We start from the raw sequence: 15180 nt of genomic DNA on the forward strand, positions 1-15180 counted from the left end.
GCTCGTCCGGCGGCTCGGCGCGCACGGCGCAGGCCGCCGCCGCGCAGGCCGCGGCGACGCGGTCGTGGCGGGCGACCGGGTCGGCGCTGGCCGGGCTCGGCGGCTTCGACGCGACGATGAAGAGCTTCATGCAGGCCCGGAACGTCCCGTGCGGGCAGCTCGCCGTCGTCCGCAAGGGAAAGCTCCTGCTGGCGCGCGGCTACACGTGGAGTTCCGACACCGGCTTCACCACGCAGCCGACGTCGCCGTTCCGCGTCGCGAGCCTGAGCAAGCCGGTCACCGCGACGGCGGTACTGCGGCTCGTCCAGGACGGGAAGCTGAAGCTCACCGACCGCGTCGCGACGCTGCTTGGGCTGTCAACGGCCGCCGACCCGCGGCTGAAGGACGTCACCGTGCTGCGGCTGCTCCAGCACCTCGGCGGCTGGGACCGCGACATCTCGCCGGACCCGATGTTCCAGGACGCGGCGATCGCCAAGGCGCTCGGCATCGCGCTGCCGGTGAAGCAGGCGAACATCATGAAGTACGTGTCGGGGCGCAAGCTCGACCACGCGCCCGGGACGAAGTACGCGTACTCGAACTACGGCTTCATGCTGCTCGGACGCGTAATCGAGAAGGTCACCGGGCAGAGCTACGCGTCCTACGTGCAGAAGGCCGTGCTGGCGCCCCGCGGCATCAAGCGGATGAAGCCGGGCCATTCGCTCACGCAGGCGAGCGGCGAGGTCCACTACTTCTCCGGCTACACGGGCACGACCGTGTTCGACAACACCGGCAAGAAGGTGCCGTTCCCCTACGGCGCGTTCAACCTGGAGAACATGGACGCGCACGGCGGCTGGCTCGCCACCGCGATGGACCTGACCCGGTTCGCCGGGATCTACGACGGCGGGACGAGCGTGCTGACCGCCGCGTCGATCAAACGGGCGTTCGCGAAGCCGGAGACCGGGATCAACGGCGACGGCTGGTACTACGGCTGCGGCTGGATGGTCCGCCCGGTGACCGGCGGCACCGGCATGAACACCTGGCACAACGGCAGCCTCGCCGGGACGAGCACGCTGCTCGTCCGCCGCAACGACGGGCTCGCCTGGGCCGCGCTGTTCGACCAGCGGCAGGAGGGGAGCGCGCCGAGCTACGACGACATCGACCCGGCGCTGCACAAGGCCGCGAACGCGGTGAAGACCTGGCCGACCGGCGACCTCACCTCGAAGTACTTCTAGGGCTCACGGGGTACTTCCAGGGCGCGCGCGGGCGGCGCGGGTGAACTGGTCGTCGAGGCTGCGCGGGAACGGCAGCATCCGGTGCCGGTCCCGCCAGGGCGCGAACTGCCGGACGGCGTTGAACCCGGCGGCGGTGACGATCCGCTCGACGCCTGGCCCGGGCGGACCCGCGGGATAGACGTCCAGGTGGGCGACCCCGGCGGGTAGGCCGTCCGGGCGGTGCGGCGAGACGAGCGTCAGCGGAGGGTCTGCGCCTTCCATGGCCGCCATGTCCCGCGCGTAGCCGACGAGTTCGAGCGTCTCGGCGTCCGGGCCGCTGTGGAGGATCATCCAGCCGTGCACGTCGAGCGGCGCGGACGGCGGGTCGTCCAGCACCAGCGGCGCGACCTCGGCGGACACCGCGCGGAGATGGGCCTCGTGGGCCGGGTCGAGGGGTTCGAGGAGGAACGTCCGGTCGAAGCGCGGCGGGTCGCCGGGGAGGAGCGGCCGGTAGGCGTCCCAGCACAGCAACCGCGCCAGATGCGTGATCCGGATCCCGGACGGTAGCCGGGTGAGTTCGCCCTTGAGGCCGGCGGGGAAGGCGTCCACGACCAGCTCGTCCGGTGCGAGCGAGGCCAGGCCGGTGGCCGCGGGACGCACCGTCCAGCCGGACGAGACGCGCGGGTCGGCGGCGAACGGCGAGTCCGACAGGACGACGACCTCGTCGTCCACTGCCAGGGTGTGCAGGTACGCGCGGAGCCGGGTGAGGTGCCCGAGCCCGCCGCCCGCCGCGTAGCAGGCGATCAACGCACCTCGCCGAGGACCGCGAGATACCCGGCGGTCTCGGCGGCCGGGGTGAAGTCGCGGGCGATCCGCTCCGCGCCCGCCGCGCCGAGCGCCGCCAGCTCCTCGTCGCTCGCGCGGGCCGCCCGGTCGATCGCGGCGCGGCACGCGTGGGGGTCGCCCGCCGGGAACGTGAAGCCGATCGCGTCGTCCGCGACGTCGGCGAGGCCGCCCGCGTCCGAGCAGATCAGCGGCACGCCGAGCGCCGCCGCCTCCAGCGCCACGTTCGGCATCCCGTCGTAGAACGACGGCAGCGCGGCGAGGTCGCAGCTCGCGTACACCGAGGGCAGGTCGTAGCGTTCGAGGAACGGCAGGAACGAGTGCGGCACCGCGTCCTTGCGCTCGGCGAGCCACGCCGTCACCGTCTCCTCGACCTCGCCGACGAGCACCAGGTGGAACCGGTCGGCGTGCCCGGACGCGACGAGGGCGTCCAGGAAGAACCCGACGCCCTTCTTGTTCTTCAGCTGGCCGATGATCCCGATCGTGCGGCGTCCCGGCTCGACGTTCTCCGCCCGCCAGGCGTGCCCGCGCTCGCGTTCCGACGGCAGGATCCGCCACTGCGCGGTGTCGACGCTGTTCGCGACGAACGTCACGGCCGCGTCCTGGACCAGCGCCTTAACCAGCGGCATGTGGTTGCGCGCGACCACGCAGACCCGCGCCGACGCTCGCAGCGCGTCCGCCAGGACGCCGCGCCGCCGCATCGAGAACACGCCGACGTCGATGTCGTTGCCGCGCAGCAGCGTGAGCAGCGGCGCGTCCACGAGCCGGGCCAGGACGGGCGCGGCGAGCATCGAGTACGTGCCGCCGAACGCGACGACGTGCGTGTACGCGCCGGTGAGGTTCTCGGCGGTCAGCGTCGTCCACAGCCGGCGCAGCGCGTGCTCGGGGTCGTCGCCGAGCGGCGCGGTGAGGAGCCGTCCGCCGTGCTCGCGCGTGACGGCCCAGGGCCGCTCGCGCCGCGTCAGATGCGCGACGTCGACCTCGACGCCGGCGCCGCGCAGCCCCCGGACGATCCGGTCGCACGAATTGGCCATGCCGCCCTGGCTCGGCGGATAGTGCTCTGTCACCCAGAGGACACGCGTCATCGGGCCGTCCACTCAGCTGTCCACGAACCCGGTGCCGTCGTCCGGACCGAAGTCGCCTTCCCCATACGAGTAGTCGTCGCCGGGGTTGAACGCGCCGCGGTCGTAGGAGTCGAACGACGAGTACCACTGGTTGTCGTAGTACGTCTGCGAGCTGCTCTCGTAGTACCGGCGCCGGTAAGCGCTCGCGAAGGACGGGTCGTGCGGGTCGGGCGGGCCGCCCGCCTGCGCCGCGCACGACGGGCAGTACCCGCCCTGCACGGCGTGCTCGGCGCAGACGGGGCGCCCGCATCCCGGGCACGCCGCCACGGCGGCCCGCCCGCAGCGGCCGAGCAGGAAGAACCCGGTGGTCACGGTGCAGCGCGTCACTGCGCCCTCCTCACAGGTGCGCCGGGCGGGGTCCAGCGGAACGGCTCGGTCGACACGTGCAGGATCCGCTCGCGCAGCTCGTCGTCGTTCAGCGGCCCGAGCAGCTTGGCGTTCGCGCGGATCATGAACCGGTTGCCGTCCTTCACCCGCACCTGGATCCACCGCGGCGGCGGCGTGCCGGGCGGCCGCGGGGCCGCGTCCTTGCCCAGCCGGCGCGTCACGCTGACCAGCTGCACCGTCTTGGTCTTGTGCTTGTACTTGACCTTGCCGCGCGGGTTCCGCTTCTTGTACTTGCGGTGCCGGATCCGGTCGGTGACCGCCAGCTCCACGACGCTGCCGTCCCGCAGCTCGGCGCGCATCCGCAGCCACGGGTCGAAGACGAACCACTCGTTCATCGACAGGATCGGCCGCGTCACCTGCACCTGCCGCGGCGTCCCCATCTTCTCGGGAGTCTCGCCCCGCATGTCGATCGCGACCGACAGCAGGCCCTCAGACGGCATGTCCGCCGCCAGGACGCGCAGCATCGGCACCAGGACCCGCGACGTGCGCGGGCTGATCCGCCACCGGCGCCGCTTCACCACGTCCGCGTGCCGCGCGAGGCTCTGGATCACCGGTTCCCACTGGTCGCGCGGCAGCGACACCGAGAACCACCGCTCCAGGACCAGCGCCCGGTGCAGCGGGTGGAATCCCTCGATGGCCGCGCGTTGCTTGCGCCAGAACATGACGACACCCCACCTATCGGTCTGACGGCGCGATCGTACGGTAGACCTCGGCCAGCCGGGCGCGCGACCGCGTCCAGGTCAGGCCGCCGGCGACGCGCGCGCGGGCCCGCGCGCCCATCGCGGCGGCCTCGCCGGGGTACTCCAGCAGGATCCGGACGGCCCGCGCCAGTTCCGCCGGACGGTCCGCCGGGACGAGCCGCCCGTGCTCCCCGTCCGCCATCAGCTCGCGGACCGCCGGCAGGTCCGAGGCGACCACCGGGACGCCCGCCGCCATCGACTCGATCACCTTCAGCGGCGCGCAGCCCTGGTCGAGGTTGCGGGCGCAGCCGGTCAGCGGCGCCACCGACACCGCGGCGTGCGCCAGCCACGCGGCGACCTCGGGGTGCGGCAGCGCGAACCGCCAGTCCAGCCGGTCGGCGACGCCGAGGCGCTCCGCCAGCCGCCGGACCGGCTTCGCGCGCCGCTCCGGCACGGACGAGCAGATCACCAGCCGCAGATCGGCGAGGTCGCCGAGCCGCGCGAACGCGCGGAGCAGCACGTCGATGCCCTGCCACGGCTGGAGCGCCCCGACGTAGACGACGTACCGGTCGGGCGCGCCGGCGGGGCGCGCCGTCTCGCCCGGGAGGTCGGCGCCGTTCGGCACGAGGTGGACCTTCTCCGCCGCCGTCCCGAGCCGCCGGACGGCGTCGCCGATCACCCGCGACGGCACCACGACCGCGTCGCAGCGGTCGAGGCAGAACCGCTCCAGTTCGCGGATCTTGCCGAGCGTCGCCGGTGAGGCCCACGGCCAGGTGTGGCCCATCTCGATGGACGGCAGCCCGTTCACCTCGAAGACGACCTTGTAGTCCCGGTCCTCGGCGGTCAGCGCGGGCAGCGCGCTCCACGGATCCCGGACATGCACGATCTCCAGCGACTCCACGTGCTCCCGAAGAAGGGCGGCCGCCCACGCCGAATAGGCCTCCGCGCGGTCGATCAGATTCGGGATCTGCTCCTCGAACCTGACGATCTCCCGCGCGCCTTCCCGCTGGTAGCCGGGGAGCCCGCCGCCGCCGAGCACACCCAGCAGCCCGCCCCCGGACCGCTCGAACAGCTCGTCGGCCATCTGCGCGATGTGCACCGCCGAGCCCTTGCCCGACGGGAACCGGTCGAACGCGAAGTAGGCCGCCCTGTGCCTCATCCGACGGCCACCTCCTGCGCGCGCAGCGACCGGTGCCACGCGATCTGGTCCGCGAGGCCGTCCGCCAGCGGCGTCGTGGCCGACCAGCCGAGCAGCCGCGCGGCGCGCCCGCCGTCCGCCCAGGTCAGCGCCGCGTCACCGGCGACCGGCGCCTCCCGCCGGATCTCCGCCCGCACGCCCAGCACCCCGGTCAGCAGCCCGATCGCCGCCCGCACCGCCACCGGTTCGGGATGGCCGACGTTGACGGCGACGCCCGCCGGCAGGTCCGCGACGGCCGCCGCCAGCGTCGCCGCCACCACGTCCCGCACGTGCGTGAACGACCGCGACGTCCGTCCGTCCCCGAACACCGGCAGCGGGCGCCCGTCCAGCGCCGCTTCCACGAACCGGTGGAAGGCCATGTCGGGCCGCTGCCGAGGTCCGTAGACCGAGAAGTATCTGAGCACCACCGTGCGGAGGCCGTTCTCCGCGGCGAGGCCCGCGAGCCGCTCGACCTCCGCCTTGCTCGCCGCGTACGGGCTCGCCGGGGCGAGCGGATCGTCCTCCCGGTTCGGCCGGTGACCCGCCGACCCGTACACCGACGAGCTCGACGCCACCACCACGCGCGGGCGCAGCCGCGCCGGGCGCCGCGCGCACGCCTCCAGCAGCCGCGCCGTCGCCAGCACGTTGTCGCGCTCCGCCGCCGCGCGCCCGCCGCCCCACGAGCTGCGCACGCCCGGCCGCCCCGCGAGATGGACGACGACGTCGGCGGCGGCGACCGCGTCGAGATCGTCCACCGCCAGGTCCCGCTCCAGCGCCGTCACGCCGGGCCGCGCCGCCACCTCGGCCCACGCGCGCCGCGCCAGGTCCGGCGTGGGCGACCGGCCGGGCGCGTCGACGGCGAGCACCTCGTGACCGGCGCCCGACAGGGCGTCGGTCACATGACTCCCGATGAATCCCGCCGCACCCGTCACCACCACCCGCACGCGGGCACCCTATCCATCTCCGCGCGTTCTTGGACAGATCCACAGGAGCGCACTGACCAGCCAAGATCGATCAAGGTGTAGGGAAAGCGGCCCTGCCGGACATCTCTGAGCGACACCGACCCGAGAGAAGCCCGAGAGAAGCCCGAGAGAAGGGAGCCGGCGTGCCGGATCCAGACGGGGGATTCACCCGGTTGTGGGACGCGCACTACGACGACGTGCTCAGGTACGCCGCGCGTCGGATCGACCACGACACGGCCCGCGACATCGCCGCAGAAACGTTTCTTGTCGCGTGGCGGCGGCGCGGCGACATCCCGCCCGACCGCCCGTTCCCGTGGCTGCTGAACGTCGCCCGCAACGTCCTCGCCAACGAGATGCGGAGCCGCCGCCGGCGCACCCGCCTGTGGGACCGGCTGCGCGGCGACGGCCCGCGCGCCCCCGCCGCCGACGTCGCGTCCGGTCTGGCCGAAGGCGGCCGCATAGCCGCCGCGCTCGATCGCCTGTCCGCCCGTGACCGCGAGGTCCTCCGGCTCGTCGGCTGGGACGGCCTCGACGCGCGCGACGCGGCGATCGCGACGGGCTGCTCGGTCAAGACGTTCTCCGTGCGCCTGCACCGCGCACGGCGCCGCCTGACCGCCGCCCTGGCCGAGATCGACGCCCGCGCCGAGACCGATGCCCGCGCCGAGACCGATGCCCGCGCCGAGACCGATGCCCGCGCCGAGACCGACGCGGGCCGCCCCGCCCCCGCCGCACCGCTGCAAAGGAGCCCCCAGGCATGAACGACCTCCACGAAGTCCGCCGCGTCATGGCCCCGGCCGACCCCTGCCCGCCCGGCGCCTTCGACGGCGCCGCCCACGACCCGGCCGGACGCGCCGCCTACGAGCGGATCACGGCGTCCGCGGCCCGCCGTCCCGGGCCGTCCCGCCGGACGACGTTCCGCCTCGTCGCCGCCGGCGGCGTCGCCGGGGCGCTCATCGCCGGCGCCGTCGTCGCCACGAGCGACGGCAAGCCGCACCATCCCGCGCCCGCCGCGCCGACGGAGACGCAGCAGGTGCTCAACGTCGCCGCGACGTTCGCGCTGAAGCAGCCGTTCACCGCGCCGCGTCCCGGCCAGTGGGTCTACACCGAGACCCGCTACTGGCGCAGCCACATGCCGGGGAAGGGCACGGTCGTCAAGCCGGGCTCACCGCTCAGGAAAACGGTCGACCGCATCTGGGTCCGGGAGGACGGCAGTCGCATGGCGAGCTACGAGCACGGCAGGCTCGTCACGTCCTCGACGGGCGGGGCGATACCGCCGACCGACTACGCCACCGTTTCCAAGCTGCCCACCGACCCGGACGGGATGCTGGCCTGGGCGCGCAGGCAGCCGGCGCCCGGCGGCGGGAACGGCGGCGTGTTCAGCCTGCTCGGGTCGCTGCTGCTGAACAACGGCGCGCTGCCGCCCGCGCAGACCGCCGCCGCCTACCGCGCGATGGCGAAGATCCCCGGCGTCAACGTTGACCGCGCCTCCAAGGACGGGGCCGGGCGCAAGGCGGTGTCGGTCTCGTTCCTTATCGAGGGCTGGGCGAAGGAGGAGATCCTCTTGGACCCGTCCACCTACGCCTACAAGGGTCACCGCACGACCGTCGTCGAGGACCACGCCATGCCGGACGGCGGGCGCTTCCTGAAGGGCGCCGTGGAGAGCTACTCCGTCCGCCTCGCCGCGGGCGTCGTGGATCGTCCCGGTCAGCGTCCCTGACCGTCCGCCCTCGCGACGGGGGTCGCCCGGTCAGCGCGGCCGGGCGACCCTCGCCTCGTCCCAGACCGGTTCCGAGGACTCGTAGACCGAGCCGTCGGCGCCGAACACCAGGAACCGGTCGAAGGAACGGGCGAACCAGCGGTCGTGCGTCACCGCGACGACCGTCCCCTCGTACGACTCCAGGCCCTCCTGCAGCGCCTCCGCGCTGGCGAGGTCGAGGTTGTCGGTCGGCTCGTCCAGCAGGAGGAGCGTCGCGCCGCCGAGCTCCAGCAGCAGGATCTGCAACCGCGCCTGCTGGCCGCCCGACAGCGTCTCGAACGGCTGCTCGGCGCAGAACTGCAGCTCGTACCGGGCGAGCGCGTTCATGGCGTCGTTGCGCAGCCGCGCGTGCTCGGTCATGACGATCTCGCACGGCGTGCGCCCCGCCAGGTCCGGACGGGCGTGCGTCTGCGCGAACAGCCCCGGCACCACCCGCGCGCCGAGCCGGGCGACCCCGGTGTGCTCCACCGGACGCACCGGGACCGCGCCCCGCGGCAGCACCTCCGCCACCGCGGCGAGCAGCCGCAGGAAATGCGACTTCCCCGAGCCGTTCGAGCCGAGCACCGCGACCCGCTCCCCGAACCAGATCTCCTCGCTGAACGGGCGCATCAGCCCCGTCAGCTCCAGGTCCTCGCAGATCACCGCCCGCTTGCCGGTGCGGCCGCCGCGCAGCCGCATCTTCAGGCTCTGGTCGCGGGGCGGCGTCTCCGGCGGCCCCGCCTCCTCGAACTTGCGCAGCCGGGTCTGCGCCGCCCGGTACCGCGACGCGAACCCGTCGTTGACCGTGGCCTTCACCTTCAGGGTGTTGACCAGCTCCTTGAGTTTCGCGTGCTCCTCGTCCCACCGCCGCCGCAGCTCCTCCAGCCGCTCGTTGCGGTCCCGGCGGGCCGCCGCGTACGTCGAGAACCGGCCGCCGTGGATCCACACGCGGCCCGCCTCGACCGTCACGATCCGGTCGGCGCAGCGGTCGAGCAGCTCGCGGTCGTGCGAGACGACCAGCACGGTCTTGGCCGTCTCCCGCAGCCGCTCCTCGAGCCACTGCTTGCCCGGCACGTCCAGGTAGTTGTCCGGCTCGTCCAGCAGCAGGACCTCGTCGGGGCCCCGCAGCAGCGCCTCCAGCGCGAGCCGCTTCTGCTCGCCGCCCGACAGCGTCCTGGTCTCCCGCCATCGGCACGCGTCGTACGGGACGCCGAGGGCCGCGACGCAGCACGCGTCCCAGAGCACCTCGATCTCGTAGCCGCCCGCGTCGCCCCAGCCGGCCAGCGCGTTCGCGTACCTCAGCTGCGTCGGCTCGTCGTCGCGCTCCATCATCGCCAGCTCGGCGGCCTCCACCGCCGCGGCGGCCTCCCGCACCCGCGGCGGCGCCACCGACAGCAGCAGGTCGTGCACCGACGACTCGTCCCGCACGTTGCCGATGAACTGCCGCATCACCCCGAGCCCGCCGCTGTGCGCGACCGTCCCGTCCTGCGGCGCCAGGTCCCCGGCGATGAGCCTGAGCAGCGTCGTCTTCCCGGCCCCGTTCGGCCCGACGAGCGCGGCCGTCACCCCGTCGCCGACCCGGAACGACACGTCGTCCAGCAGCACCCGCCCGTCGGGCAGCGCATGGCCGACATGCCCGACCTCCACGTGACCCACGGCCACCCCTCGTCCTTGAGAACCCGCCGCCGAGTCTCCGGAAGGCACCGCGACCCCGTCAAACCGTTTTCCGTGTCCCGGACTCGCCCCCGAACACGCCCGGCGCGTGGAACTCGGCGATGTGGACGCGGACGCCCGCCGCATCGGGGAACGGCGGTGTCAGGCGGACTCCAGCAGCGTCCGGACGCGCGCCGCGACCGCGTCCAGCGGGACCTTCTCGGTCTCGCCGGTGGAGCGGGTGGTGAGTTCGGCGGCGCCCTCGGCGAGGCCGCGGCGGCCGACCGTGATCCGGTACGGGATGCCGGTCAGCTCCACGTCGCGGAACTTCACGCCGGCCCGCTCGGCCCGGTCGTCGATCACGACGTCGGCGCCGGCGTCCCGGAGGGCGGTGTAGATCTCCTCGGCGGCCGCCGCCACGTCCGCGTCGTCGGACTGCGCGATCACGACCGCGACCTGGAACGGCGCCACCGCGACCGGCCAGACGATCCCGCGCTCGTCATGGTGGGTCTCGACGATCGCCGCCATGGCCCGCTCGATCCCGATGCCGTAGCTGCCCATCACGACCGGCACCCGCTTGCCGTCCGGGTCGAGGACCTCGACGCCGAGCGCCCGCGCGTACCGGTCGCCGAGCTTGAAGATGTGCCCGATCTCGATCGCCCGGACGATCTCCAGCGGCTCGCCGCAGCGCGGGCACGGCTCGCCGGCGGTGACCTCGCGCAGGTCCGCCCACGCCGCGCCGGTGATGTCGCGGGCGACGTCGACGCCGCGCAGGTGCATGTCGTCGATGTTCGCGCCGGTGAACATGGCGCGGCGGCCGCGCAGCGCCTCGTCCGCGATCACCGGGAGCGTCACGCCGACCGCGCCGAGGCTGCCCGGCAGCGCGCCGAGGGCCCGCTGGATCTCGGCGGGCTCCGCGGCGCGGATCTCGGCGGCGCCGGTCGCGTCCACGAGCTTCTGCTCGTTGAGCGCGTGGTCGCCGCGCAGCAGCACGAGCGTGAGCGCGCCGTCCAGGATGTACACGAGCGTCTTGATCTGCCGGTCGCCGGGCGCGCCGTACGCGGTCAGATCGTCGATCGTGCGGACGCCGGGCGTGTCGAAACGCTCCGGCGCGGGCAGGCCCGGCCCGTCGGACACCTCCGGCAGCGCCGAGGTGGCGCGCTCGATGTTCGCCGCGTACCCGCAGGCCGGGGAGTGGACGACCAGGTCCTCGCCGACGTCGGCGGGGCACATGAACTCGGTGGAGCCGGCGCCGCCCATCGTCCCGCTGGACGCCTCGCACGGCAGCGCCGGCAGGTCCAGCCACGCGAAGATCCGCGTGTAGGCGCCGTGGTAGGCGTCGAACGAGACGTCCAGCCCGGCGCGGTCCACGTCGAAGCTGTAGGCGTCCTTCATGGTGAACTCGCGCGTCCGCATGAGGCCGCCCTTGGGGCGCGGCTCGTCCCGGAACTTCGTCTGGAACTGGTACCACTGCTGCGGGAGCTGCTTGTAGGAGCTGAGCTCGCGCGCGACCGTCGCGAAGATCTCCTCGTGGGTCATGCCGAGCGCGTGGTCGGCGCCGCGCCGGTCCTGGAGCCGGAACATCTCCTGCCCCATCAGCTCCCACCGGCCCGACCGCCGCCACGGCTCCGCCGGGTGCAGCGCGGGCAGCAGCATCTCCTGCGCGCCGATCGCGTCCATCTCCTGCCGCACGATCTCGATGATCTTCGCGCGGACGCGGACGGCCAGCGGCAGCAGGCTGTAGTGGCCGGCCGTCAGCTGCCGGACGTAGCCCGCGCGCAGCAGCAGCCGGTGGCTCGGCGCGTCCGCCTCGGCGGGGTCGTCGCGGAGCGTCGGCGCGAACATCTGGGACCAGCGCATCTCGCGAGGGTAGCGAAGCGGCCCGAGCCCACGCCGCCGGTCAGTACCCTTGTTCGCTGTGAGTCGAGAAGGTGTGACGCCGCAGAGCGAGGATTTCTCCGCCTGGTACAACGAGCTGGTCGTGCAGGCCCAGCTCGTCGACCGCGGTCCGGTTCGCGGCACGATGGTCATCCGCCCGTACGGTTACCGGGTGTGGGAGCTGCTCCAGGCGGACCTGGACCGGCGCATCAAGGACGCGGGGCACGACAACGCGTGCTTCCCGATGCTGATCCCGGAGTCCTACTTCAAGCGCGAGGCCGAGCACGTCGAGGGCTTCTCCCCGGAGCTCGCGGTCGTGACGCACGCCGGCGGCAAGGACCTGGAGGAGCCGCTGGTCATGCGGCCGACCTCCGAGACCGTCATCGGCGAGTACATGGCCAAGTGGATCGACTCGCACCGCGACCTGCCGCTGCTGCTGAACCAGTGGGCGAACGTGGTCCGCTGGGAGATGCGGCCGCGGATGTTCCTGCGCACCACCGAGTTCCTCTGGCAGGAGGGCCACACCGCGCACATCGACGAGGGCGACGCGATGCGCGAGACGATGTGGGCGCTCGACACCTACGCCGCCGTGGCGCGCGAGCTCGCGGCGATCCCGGTGATCGCGGGGGAGAAGACGCCCGGCGAGCGGTTCGCCGGCGCGGTCCGCACCTACACGATCGAGGGCATGATGCGGGACGGCCGCGCCCTGCAGGCCGGCACGTCGCACTACCTCGGCACGAACTTCGCCAAGGCGTTCGAGATCCAGTACCAGGACGAGGCGGGCAAGCTGACCCTGGCGCACACGACGTCCTGGGGCATGAGCACCCGGATGATCGGCGGCATGATCATGACGCACGGGGACGACAAGGGCCTCGTGCTGCCGCCGCGCCTCGCCCCCTACCAGGTCGTGATCGTCCCGATCGGGCGCAAGGAGCAGGGCGAGCAGGCCGCCGCGGAGGCCCGCCGGCTCGGCGCCGCGATCAAGTCGATGGGCATCCGCGTGCACGTCGACGACAACCGGCCGCAGCTGTCGCCCGGGTTCAAGTTCAACGAGTGGGAGATGCGCGGCGTCCCGATCCGCATCGAGCTCGGCAAGCGCGACATCGAGGGCGGCGTCGCGACCGTCGTCCGGCGGCTCCCGACCGTCGAGGGGCAGGGCAAGGAGCAGATCCCCCTCGACAAGGTGCCCGAGGTGCTGCCCGGGATGCTCGCCGAGTTCCAGTCGTTCCTGCTGGCCCGCGCCGAGGCGTTCCGCGAGGTGCACACCGCCGCCGTGGACGGCTGGGACGCGTTCACCGCGCAGGTCGCCACCGGCTGGGCCCGCGCGTTCCACTGCGGCAGCACCGCCTGCGAGGACGAGATCAAGGCGGAGACCGCCGCGACGCCGCGGGTCATCCCGGCCGAGGCGCCCGAGGAGACCGGCGTGTGCGTCAAGTGCGGGCAGCCGTCCGCCTACGGCAAGCGCGTGATCTTCGGCAAGGCGTACTGACCCGGCGCGACCGCCGGGCCGCCCGGGCCGGCCGGCGGCCGCCGCGCGATCAGGAGTCCTCCTCCGGTTCCGCGCGGCGCGCCGCCGACAGCCGGGTCAGGTACGGCTGGACGAACCACGCCCACCCGCACAGCGCCAGGACGGCCAGCGCCGTCCCGACCGCCGCCGCGTCCACCGCGAGCGTCTGCACGATCAGCGTGGTGGACGCGGTGATCGAGAGCGCCAGCGCGAACGCGCCGAGGATCCCGAACCGGTTCGCCCGCCGGATCAGCAGCGGCTTCTTGTTGAGCTGGAACAGGATCCGGTGCTGGAACACCGGCGCGATGAAGCAGATCGAGGCGAGCGCCGCACCGAACAGCGCCACGTAGAACAGCGCCTTCCCGGTGCCGTCCACCCCGCTCCACCCTCGGGAGAACGGCACGGTCAGCAGGAACGCGAACAGCACCTGCACGCCCGTGGTGGCCACCCGGAAGCCCTGGAGCAGCTCCATCAGCTGCCGGTCGAGCCGCTCGTGCTCGGTCTCGTTGCGCGGCTTGGACGAGGGGTCGACGCTCATGGAACCCCTTTACCCGGCAGAACGCCCATCAGTGCCGAGTCGGGGCAACTCGCCCGAGCGGTGGCCGTCGCGGCCTGGCCGGGCGGCGGGGCTCAGGCGAGCGTCGGCGGGTCCACGCGCAGCGCCACCATCGACACGTCGTCGCGCAGGTCGCCGTCGCAGAACTCCAGCAGCGCCTGCTCCACCGCGCCGAGCATCTCCTCCGGAGTGCCGCCCGCGTGGCCCGCCAGCGCCTCCAGCAGCCGCTCCTGGCCGAACTCCAGGCGCGCGTGGTCGCACGCCTCCAGCACCCCGTCCGAATGCAGGATCAGCGTGTCCCCGACGCCGAGGTCGATCGTGTCCAAACCGGCCTCGAAGTCGTCGAACAGCCCGAGCGGCACCCCGCCCCGCGACGCCGACCGGATCACCCCGTCCGCGCGGACCACGATCGCCGGCGGATGGCCGGCGGTGCCGAGCGACACCGTCACCCGCTCCGGGGCCATCTCCAGCCCCGCCATGATCGCGGTGACGAACCGGTCCTCGTCCAGCAGCGCCTCGTTCGCGATGCCGAGGATCTCGCCCGGACGCGACTTCCACCGCGCCGCGAGCCGCATGCAGTGCCGCGCCGTCGCGGTCACGGCCGCCGCGTCCTCGCCCTTGCCGCAGACGTCGCCGAGGACCAGCCCCCAGCCGTCCCCGACGCGGAACACGTCGTAGAAGTCGCCGCCGACGTCCGCGCCGTGCGTCGCCGTCAGGTACCGCGCCGCGACCGTCGCGCCCGGGATCGCGGGCAGCGCCCGCGGCAGCAGGCTCGCCTGCAGCGAGTCGGCCACCTCGGCGCGGCGCCGGTAGAGCCGCGCCGCCCGGATCACCAGCGCCAGGTAGCGGCCGAGCCGCTGCACGACGCCGAGGTCCATCAGGTCGAACGGCCCGTACTCGCCGCCGGACGCGAGCGTGATCGCGCCGAGGCACCGGTCGCCGTCCTCCACCGGCACGCTCAGCAGCGACGTCGCGCCGATCTTCGCGCAGACCGGCACGCCGTCGGCGGCGTTCCCCAGCTCGTCCAGGCTGTCCACGTGCGGGCGCAGCGCGCTCTGCCGGGTCGCGAACACGTCGTACGGGAGCGTTCCCGCCGCCGGATGCAGCTCCTGGAGCGTCCGCGCCGCCTCGACGGAATGCTCGTCGTCCGGCCCCATCACGACCTGGCGGTTCAGGACGGGCGCCGCCCCCGCCGCGCCGCCGGCCTGCCCGGAGGCGCCGGTGTTCGGGCCGGTCAGGTCGATGAACGCCCAGTCGGCCAGCTCCGCGGCCAGCAGCCGGGCGCACCGCCGGACCGCGACCGTCTCGTTGAAGACCGGCTCGTCCAGCAGCAGCTCGCTCGCGGTGGCCAGCACGTCCATCCGGTGCACGATCGTGGCCACGGCCTCGTCGTCGATGCGGGTCTGCGGCTGCGGTGCCCGCGCCTGCGGCGGTGACGCCGGCTCCGGCACGCGCGCCGCGCCCACAGCGCCCGCGCCCGCCACGCCC

Annotated in this window: 14 protein-coding genes; 4 read left to right on the top strand and 10 right to left on the bottom strand. The window is 73.7% G+C overall.

Annotated elements, in window-relative coordinates:
- Positions 1–1211: serine hydrolase domain-containing protein (locus tag F9B16_RS41560; RefSeq protein WP_151545762.1), on the top strand; the 1211-nt coding region annotated here is incomplete at its 5' end.
- A 3-nt stretch (positions 1212–1214) separates the two neighbouring features.
- Here the strand turns inward: F9B16_RS41560 and F9B16_RS41565 are convergent.
- From F9B16_RS41565 to F9B16_RS41590, 6 genes are read right to left on the bottom strand one after another with little or no spacing between them, the layout of a single operon-like run.
- Complete coding sequence (locus tag F9B16_RS41565) at positions 1215–1997, bottom strand: hypothetical protein (RefSeq protein ID WP_151545763.1); 783 nt, start codon at positions 1995–1997, stop codon at positions 1215–1217.
- Positions 1994–3118, bottom strand: a complete 1125-nt coding sequence (locus F9B16_RS41570) for a glycosyltransferase family 4 protein (RefSeq protein ID WP_151545764.1) — start codon at positions 3116–3118, stop codon at positions 1994–1996. Before F9B16_RS41570 ends, F9B16_RS41565 begins: the two co-directional genes overlap by 4 nt.
- 12 nt (positions 3119–3130) lie before the next feature.
- Complete coding sequence (locus F9B16_RS41575; protein ID WP_151545765.1) at positions 3131–3484, bottom strand: hypothetical protein; 354 nt, start codon at positions 3482–3484, stop codon at positions 3131–3133.
- Complete coding sequence (locus F9B16_RS41580; protein WP_151545766.1) at positions 3481–4206, bottom strand: hypothetical protein; 726 nt, start codon at positions 4204–4206, stop codon at positions 3481–3483. Before F9B16_RS41580 ends, F9B16_RS41575 begins: the two co-directional genes overlap by 4 nt.
- Before the next feature lie 13 nt (positions 4207–4219).
- On the bottom strand, positions 4220–5383 hold the full coding sequence (locus F9B16_RS41585) for a glycosyltransferase family 4 protein (RefSeq protein ID WP_151545767.1): 1164 nt from the start codon (positions 5381–5383) through the stop codon (positions 4220–4222).
- On the bottom strand, positions 5380–6345 hold the full coding sequence (locus F9B16_RS41590) for an NAD-dependent epimerase/dehydratase family protein (RefSeq protein ID WP_225992409.1): 966 nt from the start codon (positions 6343–6345) through the stop codon (positions 5380–5382). Before F9B16_RS41590 ends, F9B16_RS41585 begins: the two co-directional genes overlap by 4 nt.
- 161 nt (positions 6346–6506) lie before the next feature.
- On the opposite strand from F9B16_RS41590, the gene F9B16_RS41595 reads away from it, so the two are divergent.
- Positions 6507–7121: an RNA polymerase sigma factor gene (locus F9B16_RS41595; RefSeq protein WP_192809244.1), complete on the top strand. Its 615-nt coding sequence runs from the start codon at positions 6507–6509 to the stop codon at positions 7119–7121.
- Positions 7118–8080, top strand: coding sequence for a CU044_5270 family protein (locus tag F9B16_RS41600; RefSeq protein ID WP_151545769.1), 963 nt, complete (start codon positions 7118–7120; stop codon positions 8078–8080). The genes F9B16_RS41595 and F9B16_RS41600 overlap by 4 nt, the downstream gene beginning before the upstream one ends.
- A gap of 30 nt (positions 8081–8110) precedes the next feature.
- Here the strand turns inward: F9B16_RS41600 and F9B16_RS41605 are convergent, their stop codons facing one another.
- Together F9B16_RS41605 and F9B16_RS41610 are read right to left on the bottom strand one after the other, a co-directional pair.
- Complete coding sequence (locus F9B16_RS41605; RefSeq protein ID WP_151545774.1) at positions 8111–9754, bottom strand: ABC-F family ATP-binding cassette domain-containing protein; 1644 nt, start codon at positions 9752–9754, stop codon at positions 8111–8113.
- 159 nt (positions 9755–9913) lie between these two features.
- Complete coding sequence (locus tag F9B16_RS41610) at positions 9914–11611, bottom strand: proline--tRNA ligase (protein ID WP_151545770.1); 1698 nt, start codon at positions 11609–11611, stop codon at positions 9914–9916.
- 58 nt (positions 11612–11669) lie between these two features.
- Here F9B16_RS41610 and proS point away from each other — a divergent pair, with 58 nt between their 5' ends.
- The gene (gene proS, locus F9B16_RS41615) at positions 11670–13118 is read left to right on the top strand and encodes a proline--tRNA ligase (protein ID WP_225992410.1); all 1449 of its coding nucleotides are present in this window, start codon (positions 11670–11672) and stop codon (positions 13116–13118) included.
- 49 nt (positions 13119–13167) lie between these two features.
- On the opposite strand, the gene F9B16_RS41620 is transcribed toward proS, so the two are convergent.
- Positions 13168–13674: a DUF6328 family protein gene (locus F9B16_RS41620; RefSeq protein ID WP_151545771.1), complete on the bottom strand. Its 507-nt coding sequence runs from the start codon at positions 13672–13674 to the stop codon at positions 13168–13170.
- Between the two features lie 92 nt (positions 13675–13766).
- Positions 13767–15180 (bottom strand): PP2C family protein-serine/threonine phosphatase (locus F9B16_RS41625; protein ID WP_151545772.1); only part of this gene is annotated, 1414 nt, incomplete at its 5' end.

Source organism: Actinomadura montaniterrae, assembly GCF_008923365.1.
GTDB classification, from domain to species: Bacteria; Actinomycetota; Actinomycetes; order Streptosporangiales; family Streptosporangiaceae; genus Spirillospora; species Spirillospora montaniterrae.